Source organism: Nissabacter archeti, assembly GCF_018257325.1.
In the GTDB taxonomy this organism is placed as follows: Bacteria; Pseudomonadota; Gammaproteobacteria; order Enterobacterales; family Enterobacteriaceae; genus Chimaeribacter; species Chimaeribacter arupi.
Window position 1 is genome coordinate 249,746 of record NZ_JAERKB010000008.1, and the last position, 21,903, is coordinate 271,648.

Consider the following 21,903-nt stretch of genomic DNA (forward strand, 5'->3'; position numbering starts at 1 on the left):
GTTCAGCAGTTCCTCCCAAAACGTTGTCATCCGATTCCGCTTTCAAAGATGAACCCTCTTGTTGTCCCCCATCAGTAATATTTCTGTCAAACAGTCCGTGTATGCCGTAGGGCAAATTATTTAAAAATTAAAAGGTAATTCTGATGTCCAAGAAAATGGGTCAAGTTAAGTGGTTCAATGAAAGCAAAGGTTTTGGTTTTATTGAGCAGCAGGATGGCGGTAAAGATGTGTTCGTTCACTTCTCTGCTATTGCATCGGAAGGTTTCAAAACCCTGGCTGAAGGCCAGCGTGTTGAATACACCATCCAGGACAGCCCACGCGGTCCGGCTGCAGCCAACGTTATCGCGCTTTAAGCGTGACACCCCCAGTCATGATGAATAGCCGGGTAAATTCAGACTAGTGCTGATTCCCCTTCATCATAAACTGATCAATTCTAGACCCGCACTACTGCGGGTTTTTTAAAAGCTCAAAAAAGGTTTTATTTATTGAAGACACAATTGAGCAACAGCATCCGGTGCCACTAAGGCGTGCTGAGGATGCTCACAAAAATTAAGGAAAATAAAATATGATGTTAAAAACAGGCCGTGTGAAATGGTACAACCAGGCAAAAGGGTATGGCTTTATTTCTCCGAATGACGGCGGCAGCGATCTTTATGTCAGCCGTATGTCGATTGCCAATACTAAAAATAAATCTCTCCTGGAAGGACAGCAGGTTGAATTTACCTGTTACCACAGCGTCAATCACGGTTTATCCGCTGCGGATGTTATTGCCTTCCATTGATTCAACGCGTTTTCCCCTGATTTTACCTGCTGCGTAAAGTGTGCTATCGATATCCAATACCGTGTTATTACACGAAGAATGGATATCGTTATGCCAGGCTTTACACTCTCTCTGCCTACCGCCCGCGCGCTACACCTCACTGCGCAGCAGTTATTGCACCCCCTTGCTTCACCGCCACAGCGGCATCATCTGCTGGACGCTATCCGGGCGATGGGCCTTCTGCAAATCGACACCATCAGTGTGGTGGCGCGCAGTCCCTATCTGGTGCTTTTCAGCCGATTAGGCGCTTATCCTGCATCCTGGCTTGATGAGGCACTGGCACAGCGTGAGCTGTTTGAGTACTGGGCACATGAGGCCTGCTTTATCCCTGCCGACGATTTCCGCCTGCTGCGCCACCGGATGCTGGCCCCCGATAAAATGGGCTGGAAATACAATGCGGCCTGGCACCAGGAACATCAGGCGGCCATGACGCAACTGTTGCAGTACATTGAACAGCATGGCCCGGTGCGCTCGGCGGATTTTACCCGTGTGCAGGGCCGCGGCACGGGCTGGTGGGATTGGAAACCGGAAAAACGCCATCTGGAAACCCTCTTTACTCTGGGGCAGGTCATGGTGGCGGAACGACGCAACTTTCACCGGGTGTATGATCTGACGTCACGGGTCAGGCCCGGTTGGTGTGATGAAACCAGCACCCTGAGTGAAGCGGAGGCCCGCCGGGAGATGTTACGCCGCAGCGCCCGCAGCCTGGGTATTTTTAAGCCGGACTGGTTGCCGGATTATTACCGGCTAAAGCACGTGCCGCTCAACGAGAGTATTGCCTCGCTGCTGGATGAGGGGGAAATTGTGCCGGTGAGTGTGGCAGGGTTCAGCGAGCCATTTTACCTGCACCACAGCCTGCAACCGCTTTGCCGGCAGGAAACGCGTTTGCGCCCGAGCGTGACCACGCTGCTGTCGCCGTTTGATCCGGTGGTCTGGCACCGCAAACGCGCCCTGGAACTGTTTGGGTTTGATTACCGTCTCGAGTGTTATACGCCGCAGGAGAAACGGCGCTATGGCTATTTTGTGTTGCCGGTATTGCAGCGCGGTGAGCTGATTGGCCGCACCGATGCCAAAATGCATCGCAAAGCGCAGGTCTTCGAGATTAAACAGTTTTACCTGGAGCCAGGCGTGCGGCTGGGGCCGCAGCGCATCCGCGATCTGACCCAGGCCATCACCCGCTGTGCGCAATGGCATGGGGCCACGCAGGTGCGTATTGGCGGGGTGCCGGAGGCGTTACAGCCGCACTGGCAGCAGGGGTGGGTATGTGGAACCCGGCCCGCATTCTTGCAGGACGATGATTAACCCTCTCTGCCGGTTATGGTATTCTTTGCCCCCTGAGCTTTTAACCACATCTCCAGCGTGGAGGGATTATGGATCATCGTTTATTGGAAATCGTGGCGTGCCCGGTCTGCAACGGCAAACTCTATTTCAACAAAGAAAAACAAGAACTGGTATGCAAAGCGGATAGCCTGGCTTATCCGGTCCGGGAAGGTATTCCGGTATTGCTGGAAAATGAAGCGCGTGCGCTGCCGGCTGACGAGACACACCCATGAGTTTTATTGCCATTATTCCCGCCCGTTTCGGCTCCAGCCGGCTGCCCGGCAAACCGCTGGCCGATATTCACGGCAAACCTATGGTCGTTCATGTGATGGAGCGTGCGCGTGAGTCCGGCGCTGACCGGGTCATTGTCGCGACCGATCATCCTGATGTTGTGGCCGCGGTAGAAGCAGCGGGCGGGGAAGTCTGCCTGACCCGTGCCGATCACCAGTCCGGCACTGAACGTCTGGCTGAAGTGATTGATCGTTATGGTTTTTCTGATGACGATATCATTGTGAATGTCCAGGGTGATGAGCCGATGATCCCACCGGTCATCATCCGTCAGGTTGCACAAAACCTGGCAGGGTGTGCCGCAGGCATGGCGACCCTGGCGGTGCCGATTGAGTCGGCAGAAGAGGCGTTTAACCCGAATGCGGTTAAAGTCGTCCGTGATGCCCAGGGCTTTGCGCTCTATTTCTCACGGGCCACCATCCCCTGGGATCGCGATAAGTTTGCGCAGTCGCGCGAGCACATTGGCGAGCACTATCTGCGCCATATCGGGATTTATGCCTATCGTGCCGGTTTTATCCGCCGTTATGTGACCTGGGCACCGAGTACGCTGGAGAATATTGAATTGCTCGAGCAACTGCGGGTGTTGTGGTACGGCGAGAAAATCCATGTCGACGTCGCCCATGCGGTGCCGACCGTGGGCGTTGATACCGCTGAGGATCTGGCACGCGTCCGCGCGGCCTTTGCCGGCTGACCCCTGTGCGGCCGGGCATTTTGCCCGGCCTGTCAGCCTCTGCTGCTTTTCCCTGCCTTTTTTGTTTGTCTCCTTTACCGGCTTTCGGCTGCCGTGTGGTTAATCCCGCCAATCTTGATCTACATTGAAGAATTAGCCTGGTGATACTTCCATCATGGATTGATTCAACCAATGGAGATCACTGCCTCATGGATCAGCTTAAAACCGAACTCAGTCAGGTACTGGGGGAGCCGCTGTCACGCATTGAGCGTATCAGCGAGCAGCCTTATGCCCATCTGTTCAGCCTCTACGATGCGCAGGGCCATGCCGTGCCGCTGCTGGCCAAGGGATTTCTGACCGCCGGCATTGCCCGGCAGGAAGCGTATAAACTCTCTGTCCTGACTCACGAAGGGGACGTCAGGATGCCGGCCGTCTATGGGCTGATGCCGACGCAGATGCCGCCTTATAAAGAAGTGTTACTGATAGAGCGCCTGCGCGGTGTGCCGGTTGAGGTGCCAACACGTAACCCACAACGCTGGGAAACGCTGAAAGATCAGATTGTGGAGGGGTTGCTGGCCTGGCACCGCGTAGACAGCCACCGGTGTGTCGGAACGGTGGACAGCACCCAGGAAAACAATTGGCGTAACTGGTATCAGCAGCGGGTAGAAGTGCTGTGGTCGACCCTCAGCCATGTGCAGGCCCCGGTGCTGACGCATGTGGATCGTGAACTGCTCTATCGTTTGCGCGCCGCGCTGCCGCGCCTGTTTCAGGGCTTTGATGATAATGCGGTGCTGGTTCACGGTAATCTGACCTTACGCAGCATGATGAAAGACCCGCGCAGCGATCAGCTGCTGGCGATGGTTAACCCCGGCATTATGCTCTGGGCACCACGGGAATATGACCTGTTCCGCCTGTGTGAAGAGGGGATGTCCGGCGAGCTGCTCTTTGCCTACCTGCAACGGGCGCCGGTTTCAGAAGCCTTTGTCGCGCGGCGCTGGCTGTATGTGCTGTGGGAAGCGGTCGCGCGCCTGCTGCACACCGGCCGCCTGGATCATGCCCATTTTTCCCACGCTGCCCGCCAGCTGTTGCCGTGGCTGGACTGACAAACCGGGGGCCGTCAGCTTTTCAGCCACTGCCACACGCGGCCGAGGCCCTCATACCAGACCCGTTCGCTGTGCGACAGGTACATCGCCTGCGGAATCGCCTGCTCCCACCAGTTAAGCGGCGAGGTGATCGCAAGCTGGTTGGCCGGAACCGGAACCGGCTGCAACCCCCTGGCGCGGAAAAACACCAGCGCCCGCGGCAGATGGTTAGCCGAGGTCACCAACAGGAAAGGCTGTTGGCCGACCAGCCCGGCAACCTGTGCTGCTTCCTGCTCGGTATCACGCGGCGTGTCCAGCAGCACAATATCGGCTGCCGGCACCCCCAGGCTTTCGGCCACCCGGGCGGCGGTGGCGGCACTGCTTACCGGGTTGGTCGGGGCCGCTGCGCCGGTAAACACCAGCTTTGCCCCCGGATGGCGCAAGTATTGGCGTATCCCTTCATTAACGCGCGGTAAACTGTTGCCGATCAGGTTGGAACTGGGTGCCCATGCCGGGTTGAAAGTGTAGCCGCCGCCCAGCACCACAATATAGGTCACCGGCTGCTGACCCTGGTAGGTAGGGTAGCTATTTTCCAGGGGCCGCAGCAGCCGGTCAGCCACCGGTTGCAGGCTTAATAACAGCAAAACCAGCCAGGCCAGTGAAAACAACACTTTTCCACTCCGCTGCCAGCGGGTAAACCACAGCAGAATCAGCGCCACGCCCATCATCAGCAACAGAAAAGAGAGCGGCATCATCAGACCGCCCAGCAACTTTTTCAGGTCAAAAAGCATGAAAAACCGATCCTTTTGGGTGAAAAAACGACATCCAGGCAAGTTTGCGCGGCAATAAGATTTATTCTACGTCAGCCTGTGCCAAAATAGCAGGTTCGAAATTCCCCAGCCGTTACGGAGCCTGTTACCCCTCATGTCGATACCCGGCCGCAATTTTGATGATATTGCTGAAAAGTTTGCACGCAATATCTACGGCACCACCAAAGGCAAAATCCGCGAGGCGGTTGTCTGGCAGGATTTGACCGGGTTGCTGGCGACGTTGCCGCAACGGCCCCTGCGCATTCTGGATGCCGGCGGCGGTGAGGGAAAAATGGCCTGCGAACTGGCCGCTTTAGGACATCAGGTCTTGTTGTGCGATCTCTCCGGTGAGATGATCCAGCGCGCCAGAGAGGCGGCGCAGGCAAAAGGGGTCAGCCACAACATGCAGTGTGTGCAAAGTGCCGTGCAGGATATTGCGCAGCATCTCACGCAACCGGTGGATCTTATCCTGTTCCATGCGGTGCTGGAGTGGGTGGCAGAGCCGCAGCAGGCCCTGGCCGCGCTCAATGCCTGCCTGGCCCCCGGCGGCGCGCTGTCACTGATGTTTTTTAACCATCACGGGTTGCTGATGCGCCATATGGTGGTCGGCAATTTTGAGTATGTAAATGAAGGGATGCCGGTCAAAAACAAGCGCTCACTGGCGCCGGACTACCCGTTAATCCCGGCGGAGGTTTACCGCTGGCTGGAAGAAATGGGCATGACGATCCGCGGCAAAACCGGGGTCCGGGTATTCCATGACTACCTGAAAAATAAACAGCAGCAGACAGAAGCGTTCGCTGACCTGCTGGCGCTGGAGCAGCGTTACTGCCGGCAGGAACCTTTTGTGAGTTTGGGGCGTTACATCCATGTGATGGCGCACAAACCGAATGTGAAGGACGAATCATGAGTGAATTTTCCCAGACTGTACCCGAACTGGTCGCCTGGGCACGGAAAAATGACTTCGCTATTTCGCTTCCCACGGAGCGGCTGGCCTTTTTACTGGCTATCGCCACCCTCAACGGCGAACGCCTTGACGGTGAAATGAGTGAAGGCGAATTGATCGATGCCTTTCGCCACGTCAGTGACGGCTTTGAGCAGACCAGTGAAACCATCAGTGTGCGTGCCAACAACGCCATCAACGACATGGTCAAACAGCGGCTCATTAACCGCTTCACCAGTGAACAGGCGGATGGCCTCGCCATCTACCGCCTGACGCCGCTCGGCATCGGCATTACGGATTACTACATCCGCCAGCGGGAGTTCTCGACCCTGCGGCTCTCGATGCAGTTGTCGATGGTGGCCCAGGAGCTGAAGCGCGCCGCCGATGCCGCCGAAGAGGGCGGGGATGAGCTCCACTGGCACCGCGACGTGTTTGCGCCGCTGAAATATTCGGTCGCCGAGGTGTTTGACAGCATCGATCTCAGCCAGCGGGTGATGGATGAGCAACAACAGGGCGTGAAAGAGGATATCGCCGCCCTGCTGAACAAAGACTGGCGCGCGGCCATCTCCAGCTGTGAGCTGCTGCTGTCGGAAACCTCCGGTACGCTGCGTGAGTTGCAGGATACCCTGGAGGCGGCCGGTGACAAGTTGCAGGCCAACCTGCTGCGCATCCAGGCGGCGATGCCGCTGGAAATGGATCTGAGCTTTATCGACAAACAGGTATTTGACCTGCAAAACAAGCTGGACCGCATCATCAGCTGGGGCCAGCAGGCGATTGACCTCTGGATCGGCTACGACCGCCATGTCCATAAGTTCATCCGTACCGCGATTGACATGGACAAGAACCGGGTCTTTGCCCAGCGCCTGCGCCAGTCGGTGCAGGGCTATTTTGACCAGCCCTGGACGCTCACCTACGCCAACGCCGAGCGTCTGCTCGACATGCGTGATGAGGAGCTGGCGCTGCGCAATGAAGAGGTCACCGGCGAACTGCCGCCTGATCTGGAGTTTGAAGAATTTAACGAAATCCGGGAGCAGCTGGCCGCCATGATTGAACAGGCGCTGGCGGTCTACCGTGACGAGAACACCCCGCTTAACCTGGGTAGTGTCATGCGTGACTACCTGGCACAGTACCCGCGTGCGCGTCATTTTGATGTGGCACGCATCGTGGTCGACCAGGCGGTACGCCTTGGTGTGGCCGAAGCAGATTTCACCGGATTGCCGGCCGAATGGCAGGCAATCAATGATTACGGAGCCAAGGTGCAGGCCCATGTCATCGATAAATATTGAAGCAGTTATGCCGGTTAAACTGGCACAGGCATTGGCAAATCCCCTGTTTCCGTCGCTCGACAGCCAGTTGCGCAGCGGCCGCCATATCGGCATTGAAGAGCTGGATAACCATGCCTTCCTGATGGACTACCAGGAAGAGATTGAGCAGTTTTACCTGCGCTACAACGTGGAGCTGATCCGCGCGCCGGAAGGGTTCTTCTACCTGCGCCCGCGCTCTACCACCCTGATCCCGCGTTCGGTGCTCTCCGAGCTGGACATGATGGTCGGCAAGATCCTCTGTTACCTCTACCTCAGCCCCGAGCGGCTGGCGCATGAGGGCATCTTCAGCCAGCAGGAGCTGTATGATGAGCTGCTGAGCCTGGCGGATGAGAACAAACTGCTGAAATTTGTGAACCAGCGCTCGACCGGCTCGGATCTGGACCGCCAGAAGTTGCAGGATAAGGTGCGCACGTCACTGAACCGCCTGCGCCGCCTCGGCATGGTCTATTTCATGGGCGGCGACAACAGCAAATTCCGTATCACGGAGGCGGTGTTCCGCTTTGGCGCCGATGTGCGCAGCGGCGATGACCCGCGCGAGGCGCAACTGCGTATGATCCGTGACGGCGAAGCCATGCCGGTGGAGAGCAGCCTGTCACTGCAGGATGATACCGACGACAGCGAAGGCGAACAGACCGGCAACAGTGCGCCGGTGCGTGCAGAGGATGAACAGGAATGATTGAACGCGGTAAATTTCGCTCACTGACACTGGTTAACTGGAACGGCTTTTTTGCCAGAACCTTTGATCTTGATGAGCTGGTCACCACGCTGTCAGGCGGGAACGGGGCCGGTAAATCCACCACCATGGCGGCGTTTGTCACCGCCCTGATCCCGGACCTGACGCTGCTGCACTTCCGTAATACCACCGAAGCCGGGGCGACCAGCGGCTCGCGTGACAAGGGGCTGCACGGCAAACTGCGGGCCGGCGTCTGCTATTCGGCGCTGGACACGGTGAACTCCCGCCACCAGCGGGTGATTGTCGGCGTGCGCCTGCAACAGGTCGCCGGGCGCGATCGTAAAGTGGACATCAAACCCTTTACCATCCAGGGGCTGCCGACTTCCCTGCAACCGACGCAGATCCTTACGGAAACCGTGGGTGAACGCCAGGCACGCGTGCTCTCCCTGCAGGAGCTGAAAGAGCGGGTGGAGTCGATCGAAGGGGTGCAGTTCAAGCAGTTCAACTCCATCACCGATTACCACTCCCTGATGTTTGATCTGGGGATTATTCCGCGCCGCCTGCGCTCCTCATCCGATCGCAGTAAATTCTACCGCCTGATTGAGGCGTCGCTGTATGGCGGCATCTCCAGCACCATTACCCGCTCGCTGCGCGACTACCTGTTGCCGGAGAACAGCGGGGTGCGCAAGGCGTTCCAGGACATGGAAGCCGCGCTGCGTGAAAACCGCATGACGCTGGAAGCGATCCGCGTGACCCAGTCAGACCGCGATCTCTTCAAGCACCTGATCACCGAAGCGACGTCCTACGTGGCCGCGGACTATATGCGCCACGCCAATGAGCGCCGGGTGCATCTGGACGGCGCCCTGGCGTTGCGGCAGGAGTTGCTGTCGGGCCGCAAACAGCTGGCGCACGAGCAGTACCGCCATGTGGAAATGGCCCGCGAGCTGAGTGAGCACAGCGGTGCCGAATCCGATCTCGAAACGGATTACCAGGCCGCGAGCGATCATCTTAATCTGGTGCAGACCGCCATGCGCCAGCAGGAGAAAATCGAGCGCTACCAGGGCGACCTCGACGAGCTGACCTACCGGCTGGAAGAACAGAATGAGGTGGTGGCCGAAGCCGGCGAGCTGCATGCCGAGCATGAAGCGCGTGCTGAAGCGGCCGAGGCCGAAGTGGATGAGCTGAAAAGCCAGCTTGCCGATTACCAGCAGGCGCTGGATGTGCAGCAGACCCGCGCCATCCAGTACCAGCAGGCGTTACATGCGCTGACCCGCGCGCGTGAACTCTGCGATCTGCCGGATCTGGAGATCGGCAACGCGGAGTCGTGGCTGGAGACGTTCCGCGCGAAAGAGCAGGAAAGCACCGAGACGCTGTTACAGCTTGAGCAGAAAATGAGCGTGGCCGAGGCCGCGCACACGCAATTCGAAACCGCCTACCAGCTGGTGGTCAATATCGCCGGTGACGTCAGCCGCAGTGATGCCTGGCAGACGGCACGCGAGCTGTTGCGTGACTGGGGCAACCAGCAGCACCAGGCGGAGCGGGTTCAGCCGTTGCGGATGCGCCTGAGCGAACTGGAGCAGCGCCTGCGTGAACAGCAGGATGCGGAGCGCCAGTTGCAGGAGTTCTGCAAACGTACCGGGCGTGACTACCAGCCGGAAGAGTTGGAAGGCGTGCAGGACGAGCTGGAAGAGCGCATTGAAACGCTCTCCGCCACGGTGGCGGAAGCCGGTGAACACCGCATGGAGATGCGCCAGGAGTCTGAGCAGTTGCAGCAGCGCATCAAAGCGCTGACGGCGCGTGCGCCGGTCTGGCTGGCCGCGCAGGAAGCACTCGACCAGCTCGCCACGCAGAGCGGTGAGGCGCTGGAGAGCAGCACCCAGGTCACCGAGTACATGCAGCAGTTGCTGGAGAGCGAGCGCGAAACCACCGTTGAACGTGATGAAGTGGCCACACGCAAACGCCGGATTGAGGGGCAGATTGAGCGCCTCAGCCAACCGGGCGGCGCGGAAGATCCGCGCCTGGTGGCGCTGGCCGAGCGGTTTGGCGGTGTGCTGCTCTCTGAAATTTATGATGACGTCACGCTGGAGGATGCGCCGTACTTCTCCGCGCTGTATGGCCCGTCGCGCCATGCCATCGTGGTACCGGATCTCTCGCTGATCCGCGATCAGATCAACGGCCTGGAAGAGTGCCCGGAAGATCTCTATCTGATCGAAGGGGATCCCCAATCCTTTGATGACAGCGTCTTTGGCGTGGAAGAGATGGAACGCGCGGTGCTGGTGAAAGTCGCTGACCGCCAGTGGCGTTACTCCCGCTTCCCGTCGGTGCCGCTGTTTGGCCGCGCCGCCCGTGAAAGCCGGCTGGAGACGTTGAATCAGGAACGCGAAAAGCTGGCGGAACGCTACGCCACGCTCTCGTTTGACGTGCAGAAAATCCAGCGTGCCCATCAGGCGTTCAGCCGCTTTATCGGTACCCATCTGGCCGTGGCCTTTGAGGATGATCCGGAAGCGGAAATCCGGGCGCTGACTACCCGCCGCGGTGAGCTGGAGCGGGCGCTGGCCGCCTATGAGGGCCAGCACCAGCAACAGCGCCAGCAGTTTGAGCAGGCAAAAGAGGGGATTGCCCTGCTGAACCGCCTGCTGCCGCGCGTGGGGTTGCTGTGTGATGAAACGCTGGCTGACCGGGCAGATGAAATCCGCGAAGAGCTGGAGGAAGCACAGGAGGCGGCCCGTTTCCTGCAACAGCACGGCGCGGCGCTGGCCCGCCTGGAGCCGCTGGTGCCGGTACTGCAAAGCGACCCGGAACAGCATGAGCAACTGAAGGCGGATTACGCCGACGCCCAGCATACCCAGCGGCTGGCCAAGCAGCAGGCCTTCGCCCTGACCGAAGTGGTGCAGCGCCGCGCGCACTTCAGCTATACCCAATCGGCCGGGATGCTGGACGACAACGCTGACCTGAATGACAAACTGCGTCAGCAGCTGGAACATGCTGAGGCGGAACGCAGCCGCGCACGTGACCTGCTGCGTCAGCATCAGGCCCAGCTGACCCAGTACAGCCAGGTGCTGGCGTCGTTGAAAAGTTCGTATGACGCGAAACGCGACATGCTGAAAGAGCTGGGGCAGGAGCTGCTGGAGATCGGCGTTCAGGCCGATGCCGATGCCGAAGCCCGCGCCCGGACGCGCCGGGATGAGTTGCACGCTGCGCTCAGCCATAACCGCGCGCGCCGCAACCAGCTTGAGAAACAGCTGACATTCTGCGAAGCCGAAATGGACGGGCTGCAAAAACGGCTGCGTAAAGTAGAGCGTGACTACCATCAGCTGCGTGAGCAGGTGGTTTCCGCGAAAGCGGGCTGGTGCGCCGTGATGCGTCTGGTGAAAGATAACGGCGTCGAACGCCGCCTGCACCGTCGCGAACTGGCGTACATGAGTGCCGATGAGCTGCGCTCCATGTCGGATAAGGCGCTGGGCGCGCTGCGCCTGGCAGTATCAGACAACGAGCACCTGCGCGATGTGCTGCGCCTTTCTGAAGATCCCAAACGGCCGGAGCGCAAAATCCAGTTCTATATTGCGGTCTACCAGCATCTGCGCGAACGTATCCGCCAGGACATCATCCGCACCGATGATCCGGTGGAAGCGATCGAACAGATGGAGATTGAGCTGGGCCGCCTGACGGAAGAACTGACGGCGCGCGAGCAGAAGCTGGCGATCAGCTCGAAGAGTGTGGCAAACATCATCCGCAAAACCATCCAGCGCGAGCAAAACCGCATCCGTATGCTGAACCAGGGCTTGCAGGCGGTGGCGTTCGGTCAGGTGAAAAGTGTGCGCCTCAACGTCAATGTGCGTGAAGCCCATGCCACCCTGCTGGATGTGCTCTCCGAGCAGCAGGAACAGCATCAGGATTTGTTCAACAGCAACCGCCTGACCTTCTCTGAAGCGCTGGCGAAACTCTATCAGCGCTTGAACCCGCAGATCGACATGGGCCAGCGCACCCCGCAAACCATTGGCGAGGAGTTGCTGGACTACCGCAACTATCTGGAAATGGAAGTGGAGGTCTACCGCGGATCGGACGGCTGGCTGCGTGCAGAGAGTGGGGCGCTCTCCACCGGGGAGGCCATCGGCACCGGGATGTCGATTCTGGTGATGGTGGTGCAGAGCTGGGAAGAGGAGTCACGCCGCCTGCGCGGCAAAGACATCTCCCCTTGCCGCCTGCTGTTCCTGGATGAGGCAGCCCGTCTGGATGCCAAATCGATCGCCACGCTGTTTGAGTTGTGCGACCGCCTTGAGATGCAGCTGATCATCGCTGCGCCGGAAAACATCAGCCCTGAAAAGGGCACCACCTACAAGCTGGTGCGTAAAGTGGTGCAGAACCATGAGCATGTGCATGTGGTGGGGCTGCGTGGTTTCGCCGCCGGTGAACCGGAAACGGATCGCAGCCTGGCCGCAGAAGCCTGAGCAGCGCGTAATAGTTGAGAAAAATAAATCTTTCCAGCCGCCTTCGGGCGGCTTTTCATTTGTGTGCCTTTCTGCCACGCTGTTTGGCACGGCAGATGGCCGGCTGCGCTTTCCCGGTTTCACTGATTGCGGCCGCAAAAGAGCAAAAAGCCAGTTCTGCTTTATACTTATAGGATGTTTCAGCACAAGTAGATGATTGATATCTATTTGTATTTAATCAGGGGGCAAGGGATGATGCTTATACATCCTACTACATTGAAGAGTCTGGCCATTGCCTGCGCACTGGCCTGGGGCACTGCGTCCCCGCTGCGGGCGGATGCGGCGATGCCGGCATTACCCCACGCGACGGGCAACATGAGCGCACATGATGCCGGTAACCAACTGCGGGCTGCGCTGCCGCAAAAGATAACGCCTTTTTATCTGAATACGCTGTCTTCACTTTATGCGGCCCGCCATATGCAACCGATGTGGCAGGATGAGCAGGCGGTACAGCTGTTCCAGCAGCAACTCGCGGAGCTGGCCATCTCCGGCGTGCAGCCACAATTTACCCAGTGGGTGCGTCAACTGAGTAACCCTGATTTAACCGGGATGGCGCGCGACATTGTGCTGTCTGATGCCATGCTCGGTTACTTGCAGTTTGTGTCGGGCGTCAGTGCCAACGGCAGCAACTGGCTCTACAGCAGCACGCCGTACAAAATGTCATTGCCGGCAGCCACGGTGATCAACCAATGGCAGGTGGCGCTCGCCCATCAGGCGCAGAACCCGGCCAGCCTGCAACACTACCTGGCTTCATTGGCACCGCAGCACCCGCAATATGCACGTATGCACCAGGCGCTGAAAGACATGCTGGCTGACAGCCGCCCCTGGCCGCAACTGGTTAACGGCCCGAGCCTGCGGCCGGGCCAGCTGAGCGATGATATTCCGGCATTGCGGGAAATTCTGGCCCGGTCCGGCATGATGAATGCCGATGCCCCGGCCACGGCTGACCCGGATCCTATCCCGGCGGAACAAATCGCTGCCAGTAAGCCGTCTGCGGAAGATGATCTGTTCGTTGATGAGACTTCCGCGCATGAGGACAGCCCACCGGCGACCGTCAGCCCGGCGGCCGCACCGGTGAACGATGTGCCGCCTACGCCGCAAAGCCCACCGGCCGCCACGCCGGATACCGCCACCGAAGTCCAGGATAACCAGTACACGCCGGATCTGGTGGAGGGCGTCAAGCGCTTCCAGAAATGGCAAGGGCTGGCCGAAGATGGGGTCATTGGGAAACGCACGCGCGAATGGCTGAACGTGTCGCCCCATACCCGCGCGACGCTGCTGGCGCTGAACATCCAGCGGCTGCGCATTCTGCCGGCGAACGTGAACACCGGCATTATGGTCAACATCCCTAACTATTCGCTGGTGTACTACCGCGACGGGAGCGAAGTGCTGTCGTCACGGGTGATTGTCGGCCGCCCGAGCCGCAAAACCCCGCTGATGAGCAGTGCGCTGAATAATGTGGTGGTCAACCCGCCCTGGAATGTGCCGACCACGCTTATTCGCCAGGATATTATTCCCAAGGCGATGCATGACGCCAGTTACCTGCAAACCCACGGCTATACGGTGCTGAGCGGGTGGAGTAATGATGCGGAAGTGATCGACCCGTCGATGATTGACTGGAGTATGGTATCGCCGCAAAACTTCCCGTACCGGCTGCGCCAGGCACCGGGCGCCACCAACTCGCTGGGGCGTTATAAATTTAATATGCCGAGTTCCGATGCGATTTACCTGCATGACACGCCGAACCATGCGCTGTTCCAGAAAGATATTCGCGCGTTAAGTTCCGGTTGTGTGCGGGTTAATAAAGCATCGGTATTGGCTGGCATGTTATTACAGGATGCCGGCTGGAATGACGCACGGGTTAATTCGACGCTGGAAGCCGGGAATACGACCTATGTGCCGATCCGTCACCATATTCCGGTACAGCTTTATTATCTGACGGCCTGGGTTGCCGATGACGGCAAGCCACAATTTCGTACAGATATTTACAATTACGATAATACAGTGCGATCCGGCGCACAAATCCTGCCTCAGGCTGAACGCCTGCTGCAATAAATGCAGCAATTCCACTGAATTAACGGTCTGATCAATAGGTTGATTTTTGTCCGCCCCGGCCGGGGCGGCAAGTCAGCCTGTTTTAGCGTGGGTTGACTCGCTCCTCAATGGCAGTTATGGTTCGGGACAGCACAAATAATGTGCTTATTTTTTGACTCTCTTGCCGGGTAATCAGACAGTTCATGGATCAAATCGATAAACAACGCCGAAAGTGGCTGGCGCTCGGTGGCGCCGCTATGGGGATCGCACTGCTTCCAGGGCAGGCGTTCGCAACGCTCTCAACTCCTCGTCCCCGCGTATTAACGCTGAATAATCTGCATACCGGGGAATCTCTCAAAGCCGAGTTCTTTGACGGGAAGTCTTACAACAAGGATGAGTTGTCCAGGCTGAATCATTTGTTCCGCGATTTTCGCGCAAATAAAATGAAAACCATTGATACCGCACTGTTCGATCAGCTTTATCGCCTGCAGGTATTATTGGGAAATAACAAACCCATTCAGTTAATCTCCGGCTATCGTTCTGTTGCCACCAATGATGATTTACGTAAACACAGCAGCGGGGTGGCTAAACACAGCTACCATACGCTGGGCCGTGCTATGGATTTTCATATTGAAGGCGTGCAACTGAGTAATATCCGTAAGGCGGCATTAAAAATGCGTGCCGGTGGTGTAGGATATTACCCACGAAGCAACTTTGTGCATATTGATACCGGCCCGGTACGCCACTGGTCTTAAGTATCCGTATGCGTTTTAACCGGTGCGGGAGGCGTCCTGCACCGGCCATGGAGCCTTATGAATATTCTTACCATTCCTGTCACAGCGTTTGCGCAAAACTGTTCTTTGATCTGGTGTAATGCCACCCATGACGCGGCGATTGTCGATCCGGGCGGTGACGCTGAAACCATTATCGCCCAGGTAGCGGCAAAAAATGTCCATGTCACCCAGATCCTGCTGACCCACGGCCACCTCGACCATGTCGGGGCCGCGGCAGAGCTGGCGCAGCATTACGGCGTGCCGCTGGTGGGGCCGCACCCGGAAGACCGCTTCTGGCTGGAGGCGCTGCCGGCGCAGAGTCAGATGTTCGGGCTGGCGGAGTGTGCGCCGCTGACGCCGGACCGCTGGCTGGACGAAGGGGAAAGCGTGACCGTGGGCAATATGCAGCTGGATGTGCTGCATTGCCCCGGCCATACGCCGGGACACATTGTGTTTGTGAACCGGGCGGCGAAAATGCTGGTATCCGGGGATGTGATCTTCAAAGGCGGAGTAGGGCGGACGGACTTCCCGCGCGGTGACCATCAGGCGTTGATCCACGCCATCCGCACCAAATTGCTGCCGTTGGGAGATGACGTCACTTTCCTGCCGGGGCATGGGCCACGCTCCACGCTGGGCCATGAACGCCTGACCAACCCCTTCCTGCAGGATGAACCGCCCGTGTGGTAATGCCTGCTGAGCGGGCACAGGCCGCCATAAAAAAAGCCAGCCTCGCGGCTGGCTTTTTTGTGCCTGGGGTTCAGAGCACCGCGACAATCGCCTCACACAGCGGCGCCATGTTATCCGGCGTCATACCGGCAACGTTGACACGGCCGGAGTTCACGGCGTACACGCCAAACTCGTCACGCAGGCGCAGCACCTGATCTTTGGTCAGGCCGCTGAACGAGAACATCCCGTTCTGTTTGATGATAAAGCTGAAATCTTGCTGTGCGCCTTTCTCCTGCAGGGTATGCACAAACAACTGGCGCATACGCTGGATGCGCTGGCGCATGTCAGTCAGCTCCTGTTCCCAGAGGGCGCGCAGGGCGTCGTTGCCGAGAATGGTCGCGACCACGGCCGCACCGTGCGCCGGTGGGTTAGAGTAGTTGGCACGCACCGTAGCTTTGATCTGGCTGAACGCCCGGTCAGCATTCTCTGCATCCGCGGCGACCAGTGTACAGGCACCGACGCGCTCGTTATACAGGCCAAAGTTTTTCGAGTAGGAGCTGGCCACGATCAGTTCAGCATGTTGGGCCGCAAAAATCCGCAGGCCCTGGGCATCCTCTTCCAGCCCGTTGGCAAAGCCCTGATAGGCAAAGTCAAACAGCGGCAGCCAGCCTTTGGCGCGGGAGAGGTCAGCCAGTTGTTGCCACTGCGCCGGCGTCGGGTCGATTCCGGTCGGGTTATGGCAGCAGCCGTGGAACAGCACCACATCACCGGCCTGCGCCGCCTCAAGGCTTGCCAGCATACCCTCAAAATTCAGCGTATGGTTTTCTGCGTCGTAGTAATCGTAATTCACCACCTCCAGCCCGGCAGAGCCAAACACATTATTATGGTTTGGCCAGGTCGGGTTGCTGATCCAGACCCGTTTCACGGTGGTCTGGGTGGCCAGGAAGTCAGCCGCCACACGCAGGGCGCCGGTGCCGCCCGGTGTCTGGGCGGTGCGGGCGCGGCGGTCAGCGATGATGGCGCTGTCGCGGCCGAACAGCAGAGCCTGGGTGCACTCAGCAAAGGCCGGAATGCCGTCAATGCTCAGGTAGTTTTTGGTCGTCTCATTGTCCAGCAAATAGTGCTCGGCCTTTTTCACACTGGTCAGCACCGGGGTTTGGCCGGTTTCATCTTTATAGACGCCGATCCCGAGGTTGATTTTGGTCAGACGGTCATCAGCACGAAACAGATCGCCCAGTCCCAGAATCGGGTCGGCCGGGGCAGCGGTGATTTTCTCAAACATGTCAGAAATATCCATGGCTTGGTGATAAGCGGGCAGAAGCTTCAGGTTAACGCCATGTTTCTGCTTTGCCAACCGTTTGCGGCAAAAAGTACGTGATTTGTGAAGGTGGTTCGACAAGTACCGGAAGGGCGGGAAAGCAACAGGACAGGCTGAAAAAAGCAAAAAGAAAAGGCAGGGCCAATGCCCTGCCTTTCAGCATACCTGACCGGGGTCAGGCAGCAAGTCGATTAGAACTGGTAAACCAGACCCAGTGCAACGATGTCGTCGTTGTTGAGACCCAGTGCGTTATCGTCATCCAGTTGGTTGATACGGTAGTCAACGTAGGTGGACATGTTTTTGTTGAAGTAGTAGGTCGCGCCCACATCGAAGTATTTGATCAGGTCAACGTCGCCGATGCCTTCGATGTCTTTACCTTTGGACTGAACGTACGCCAGGGACGGACGCAGACCGAAGTCGAACTGGTACTGAGCAACCAATTCAAAGTTTTGCGCTTTCTGAGCGAAGCCGCTGACATCCACTTCGTTGCCCGCAGGGGTGGTTACCGTACCGGAAACTGGGGTGGCGTTACGGGTTTCACCGTACATGGCTGCCAGGTAGATGTTGTTGGCATCATATTTCAGCGCAGTTGCCCAGCTCTGAGCTTTGTCACCGCTACCCAGCACGCCAGCTGCGTTTTGCTCGTTGGTACGGTCAGATTCGCCGTATGCACCCACGATGCCTACACCGATTTCGCTGGTGTAAGAGGTAGACAGTGCCCAGCCGTCACCGTTAGCACGACGGATGTCGTCTTCACGTTCGTTTTTGCCCTGGTACTGTACAGCGAAGTCCCAGCCGTCAACCAGGCCGAAGAAGTTCTGGTTACGGTAGGTGGCCACACCGGTAGAACGGCCGCTCAGGAAGCCATCGGAGTAGCTGGAGTCACCGCCGAATTCCGGCAGCATGTCGGTCCAGGCAATGGCGTCGTAGATCACGCCATAGTTACGGCCGTAGTCGAAGGAGCCGTAGTCACCGAATTTCAGACCAGCGAAGCCCAGACGGGTTCTGTTACCGTCTTGCGCGTCGGAACCTTCGGAGTTGTTCGCCTGAACGTTGTATTCCCACTGGCCGAAACCGGTCAGTTGGTCAGTAATCTGGGTTTCACCTTTGAAGCCGAAACGAACGTAGGTGTTGTCACCATCAGAACCTTCGTCATCGGAGAAATAATGCAGACCTACGGCTTTACCGTACAGATCCAGCTTGTTGCCATCTTTGTTGTAGATTTCGGCGGCGTTTGCTGCACCAGCAGCCAACAGAGCCGGGATAACCACTGCAAGAATGTTGCGCTTCATCATTATATTACCCTCATTGGTGTTATTCGGACACCTTGCCACTGCCGCCAATAATTCAGGGAACTATTGTTGAGAGTATGGTGTCTTCCTGTGTCTGCACGCAGTGTTCCATTCGCGATGCGGTTAATCTACCGCGAAAATGCTACCAAAGGCCTAATGAGGTTTCAGAAGGAAACTAATTATTACAAAATGTAAAAATTAGGGAACTTTGTGACCGGGATCTAAATTTAAAAAAATGTAAAAGGCCAGCATTGCTGGCCTCTGATTTGTAACAAAATTGTCTTAATTGTACAGTTTCTGACAATCAGAAGCTGGCGTTGCGTGGGGTACGCGGGAAGGGGATAACATCACGCACGTTCTGTACGCCGGTGACATAGGCGATTAAACGCTCAAAACCAAGACCGAAACCGGAGTGCGGCACGGTGCCGTAACGGCGCAGATCGCGGTACCACCAGTAGTCTTCTTTATTCAGGCCCATCGCTTCCAGACGCTGATCCAGCACGTCCAGGCGTTCTTCACGCTGGGAACCGCCGATAATTTCACCGATGCCCGGTGCCAGCACGTCCATGGCTGCTACGGTTTTGCCGTCTTCATTCATGCGCATATAGAACGCTTTGATGTCTTTCGGGTAGTTTTTCACCACCACCGGCGCTTTGAAGTGTTTCTCGGCCAGATAACGCTCATGCTCAGAGGAGAGGTCAATGCCCCAGCTCACGGCGTTTTCAAACGTCTGGCCGGAGTTGATCAGAATCTCAATCGCATCGGTGTAATCCACCTGGGCGAAATCAGAGCTGACAAAACGCTCAAGGCGGGAAATCGCGTCTTTGTCCACACGCTCTGCAAAGAACGCCAGGTCATCAGCACGCTCGTCCAACACGGCCTGAAACACATATTTCAGCATTTTTTCAGCCAGACCTGCTACGTCATCCAGGTTCGCAAAGGCGACTTCCGGCTCAATCATCCAGAATTCTGCCAGGTGGCGGCTGGTGTTGGAGTTTTCCGCACGGAACGTCGGGCCAAAGGTATAAACCTTGGACAGGGCACAGGCGTAGGTTTCGCCGTTCAATTGGCCGGAAACGGTCAAAAATGCCTCTTTCCCGAAGAAATCCTCACTGAAATCAACCCGGCCCTGATCGTCACGCGGCAGGTTTTCCAGATCCAGCGTTGAAACGCGGAACATCTCACCGGCACCCTCTGTATCGGACGCGGTGATAAGCGGCGTGGACACCCAGAAATAGCCATTTTCATGGAAGAAGCGGTGGATCGCCTGCGCCAGGGTGTGGCGCACACGGGCAACGGCACCAATCAGGTTGGTACGCGGGCGCAGGTGCGCCACTTCCCGCAGGTATTCGATGCTGTGGCGTTTGGCCGCCATCGGGTAGGTGTCCGGATCGTCCACCCAGCCCACCACGTTCACTGCCGTGGCCTGCAATTCAAAGCTCTGGCCTTCACCCGGTGACGCCACCACGGTGCCGGTGATTTCCACAGAGCACCCTGTCGTCAGGCGCAGCACATCAGCCTGGTAATTGGACAGAGAATTATTTACGACGGCCTGTAATGGATTAAAGCAGGAGCCGTCATAAACGGCGAGGAAGGAGATGCCGGCTTTAGAATCTCTCCGGGTACGCACCCAACCGCGTACGGTGACTTCACTGTCAACCGCAGCACGGCCTTGCAGTACGTCGACTACAGGCACAACGCTCATAGATTTCTCTCTTTAATAAAGGTTAATTCAGAATTGCGGAACCCGCGCACAGGCGGGTTTTGCTATGTTACTTACCGCGTCGCAGGACACAAGCAGAAATCACGGGCGCAGCGCAACATTTCTCAGGGATGTCAGAGGAATTCATACGCATAATGAATAGGGCAGGAGAGGTATATAAAGGAGGAAAATTGCACCGGCCGGAAAACCGGTGCAAAGCGGGCAGCCCTTAACTGGCTTTTTGTACCCGCGGCAGATCGAACGCTTTACGCAGCGCCGTGACAAATGCCGGGTCTTCACAAATGGTTTTACCGGGGCTGTCAGAGAGCTTCGCCACCGGCTTGCCATTGCACTCCACCAGCTTGATAACGATATTCAGCGGTTTGACGCCGGGGAGATCGCAGGTCAGCCGGGTGCCGATGCCGAACACCAGATTGATGCGGCGGTCGAAATGGCGGTAGAGCGCCAGTGCCTTGTCCAGATCCAAGTTATCGGAGAAGACCAGCGTTTTGCTCATCGGGTCAATGCCCAGCTTCTCATAATGGGCGATCGCTTTTTCGCCCCATTCCAGCGGGTCGCCGGAGTCGTGGCGCAGGCCCTGATAACGGCCGGCAAAGTCCGGCCCGAAATCACGCAGGAAGGCATCCATCGTGATGCAGTCCGTCAGGGCGATACCCAACTGGGCCGGGTACTCATCCAGCCACGCCTGCAGGGCGGCACGCTGGCTGTTGGCCAGCACCGGGGAGATCTGCTGGTGCGCCTGGAACCATTCGTGGGCCTGGGTGCCGACCGGTGCCAGATCGAGGCGGCGCGCCAGATCGTAATTGCTGGTGCCGACCAGATAAGGGAAATCGCTTTTCAGGGTGGTGACAATCGCCTGCTGCACCGCCTGGGAGAAACGGCGGCGGGTGCCGAAATCCATCAGCCGGAAGCGTGAGATATCGGTTTCACCGGCCAGTTCCCTGAACCGTTCCAGCTTACCGCGCAACTGGCTGACTGCCTGTTCCGGGGTTGCATCCGGCGAGCGGTGGCGGTGCACCACTTCACTTATCACCGCCAGCAGCGGCACTTCCCACATCACCACTTCCCGCCACGGCCCGCTGATGCGGATCTCCAGCGTACCGAGGCGGTTGGTGACCTGCACCTGTTGTGGGTTAAAGCGGAATGCTTTCAGCCAGTCCAGATAATCCTTGCGGAAAAACGGCAGGCCGGCGAGGTATTGGTACTCCTCGTCGGTCAGGGCCAGTTCGCTCATCAGGGTGATTTGCGCCTGGATCTCGTCGCGGTATTCACCGAGCAGCTCATCGCCGCGGCAGCGGAATTCCGCGGCCACGGTAATGTCATGATACCGGTGGTAGACAGCCTGCTGCATATGCAATTTATAGGCATCAGTGTCCAGTATTGACGTCAAAATCGGGGAAGCGTAGTGAGTCATAGCGCGTTACAGCATCCTCGTTGGGAGCATTTCCACAGTCGGAATAATCAGCAAAGAGCGTGAAGTATACCTTGATTATCCGGTTATTGAAGCCTCATCACACCATAAAAGGCGACGCAAGGTCGAGAGGTAAACGTGCCGTCAGCCGCGTTAATGTGTTTTAAATGTTATAAAAATGATATGACAATGAAATTAAATTGTGGTTACGAACCGGCAACCCGCCTGGTTTCAGGGTCACGGCGGCTTACCCATTGTGATCACAGCCTGCT

The 21,903-nt window shown here is 57.6% G+C and carries 18 protein-coding genes; 13 read left to right on the forward strand and 5 right to left on the reverse strand.

What is annotated here, in order from left to right; genetic code table 11:
* Positions 1-143 precede the first annotated feature (143 nt).
* The 6 genes from cspE to JK232_RS12815 all read left to right on the forward strand — a co-directional run bounded on the left by cspE (position 144) and on the right by JK232_RS12815 (position 4,201).
* A complete protein-coding gene (cspE, locus tag JK232_RS12790; protein ID WP_072925782.1) occupies positions 144-353 on the forward strand; it encodes a transcription antiterminator/RNA stability regulator CspE in 210 nt (69 codons plus the stop codon).
* Positions 354-565: 212 nt separating this feature from the next.
* The gene (locus JK232_RS12795; protein ID WP_072925779.1) at positions 566-781 is read left to right on the forward strand and encodes a cold-shock protein; all 216 of its coding nucleotides are present in this window, start codon (positions 566-568) and stop codon (positions 779-781) included.
* Positions 782-871: 90 nt separating this feature from the next.
* A complete protein-coding gene (locus tag JK232_RS12800; RefSeq protein ID WP_101827922.1) occupies positions 872-2,122 on the forward strand; it encodes a winged helix-turn-helix domain-containing protein in 1,251 nt (416 codons plus the stop codon).
* Positions 2,123-2,190: 68 nt separating this feature from the next.
* Entirely contained in the window at positions 2,191-2,373 is a 183-nt protein-coding gene (locus JK232_RS12805) for a Trm112 family protein (RefSeq protein WP_072925774.1), read from the forward strand.
* Positions 2,370-3,119: a 3-deoxy-manno-octulosonate cytidylyltransferase gene (kdsB, locus tag JK232_RS12810; RefSeq protein ID WP_072925757.1), complete on the forward strand. Its 750-nt coding sequence runs from the start codon at positions 2,370-2,372 to the stop codon at positions 3,117-3,119. The genes JK232_RS12805 and kdsB overlap by 4 nt, the downstream gene beginning before the upstream one ends.
* Positions 3,120-3,307: 188 nt before the next feature.
* Positions 3,308-4,201 carry a YcbJ family phosphotransferase gene (locus JK232_RS12815; RefSeq protein ID WP_212589289.1) on the forward strand — a complete coding sequence of 298 codons (894 nt, stop codon included), beginning with the start codon at positions 3,308-3,310 and terminating at the stop codon, positions 4,199-4,201.
* A gap of 14 nt (positions 4,202-4,215) precedes the next feature.
* Here JK232_RS12815 and elyC read toward each other — a convergent pair whose 3' ends face one another.
* Positions 4,216-4,971 carry an envelope biogenesis factor ElyC gene (elyC, locus tag JK232_RS12820; protein ID WP_072925752.1) on the reverse strand — a complete coding sequence of 252 codons (756 nt, stop codon included), beginning with the start codon at positions 4,969-4,971 and terminating at the stop codon, positions 4,216-4,218.
* Between the two features lie 133 nt (positions 4,972-5,104).
* On the opposite strand from elyC, the gene cmoM reads away from it, so the two are divergent.
* From cmoM to JK232_RS12855, 7 genes are all read left to right on the forward strand, one after another.
* Complete coding sequence (cmoM, locus tag JK232_RS12825; RefSeq protein WP_072925750.1) at positions 5,105-5,896, forward strand: tRNA uridine 5-oxyacetic acid(34) methyltransferase CmoM; 792 nt, start codon at positions 5,105-5,107, stop codon at positions 5,894-5,896.
* Positions 5,893-7,215: a chromosome partition protein MukF gene (gene mukF / locus JK232_RS12830; RefSeq protein ID WP_072925747.1), complete on the forward strand. Its 1,323-nt coding sequence runs from the start codon at positions 5,893-5,895 to the stop codon at positions 7,213-7,215. Before cmoM ends, mukF begins: the two co-directional genes overlap by 4 nt.
* The gene (gene mukE, locus JK232_RS12835) at positions 7,196-7,930 is read left to right on the forward strand and encodes a chromosome partition protein MukE (protein WP_072925744.1); all 735 of its coding nucleotides are present in this window, start codon (positions 7,196-7,198) and stop codon (positions 7,928-7,930) included. Before mukF ends, mukE begins: the two co-directional genes overlap by 20 nt.
* A complete protein-coding gene (mukB, locus tag JK232_RS12840) occupies positions 7,927-12,375 on the forward strand; it encodes a chromosome partition protein MukB (protein ID WP_072925740.1) in 4,449 nt (1,482 codons plus the stop codon). The genes mukE and mukB overlap by 4 nt, the downstream gene beginning before the upstream one ends.
* Positions 12,376-12,606: 231 nt before the next feature.
* Positions 12,607-14,469 carry a L,D-transpeptidase gene (ldtD, locus tag JK232_RS12845; protein ID WP_101827925.1) on the forward strand — a complete coding sequence of 621 codons (1,863 nt, stop codon included), beginning with the start codon at positions 12,607-12,609 and terminating at the stop codon, positions 14,467-14,469.
* 182 nt (positions 14,470-14,651) lie between these two features.
* The gene (mepK, locus tag JK232_RS12850) at positions 14,652-15,203 is read left to right on the forward strand and encodes a peptidoglycan L,D-endopeptidase MepK (protein WP_072925738.1); all 552 of its coding nucleotides are present in this window, start codon (positions 14,652-14,654) and stop codon (positions 15,201-15,203) included.
* A 57-nt stretch (positions 15,204-15,260) separates the two neighbouring features.
* Positions 15,261-15,908: an MBL fold metallo-hydrolase gene (locus JK232_RS12855; RefSeq protein WP_212589290.1), complete on the forward strand. Its 648-nt coding sequence runs from the start codon at positions 15,261-15,263 to the stop codon at positions 15,906-15,908.
* A gap of 70 nt (positions 15,909-15,978) precedes the next feature.
* On the opposite strand, the gene JK232_RS12860 is transcribed toward JK232_RS12855, so the two are convergent.
* The 4 genes from JK232_RS12860 to pncB form a co-directional block, all read right to left on the reverse strand.
* On the reverse strand, positions 15,979-17,169 hold the full coding sequence (locus JK232_RS12860; RefSeq protein ID WP_072926846.1) for an amino acid aminotransferase: 1,191 nt from the start codon (positions 17,167-17,169) through the stop codon (positions 15,979-15,981).
* Positions 17,170-17,396: 227 nt separating this feature from the next.
* On the reverse strand, positions 17,397-18,500 hold the full coding sequence (gene ompF / locus JK232_RS12865; protein WP_072925732.1) for a porin OmpF: 1,104 nt from the start codon (positions 18,498-18,500) through the stop codon (positions 17,397-17,399).
* A gap of 301 nt (positions 18,501-18,801) precedes the next feature.
* The gene (gene asnS / locus JK232_RS12870; protein ID WP_072925730.1) at positions 18,802-20,202 is read right to left on the reverse strand and encodes an asparagine--tRNA ligase; all 1,401 of its coding nucleotides are present in this window, start codon (positions 20,200-20,202) and stop codon (positions 18,802-18,804) included.
* Positions 20,203-20,428: 226 nt separating this feature from the next.
* Positions 20,429-21,634: a nicotinate phosphoribosyltransferase gene (gene pncB / locus JK232_RS12875; protein WP_101827927.1), complete on the reverse strand. Its 1,206-nt coding sequence runs from the start codon at positions 21,632-21,634 to the stop codon at positions 20,429-20,431.
* Positions 21,635-21,903: the final 269 nt, after the last annotated feature.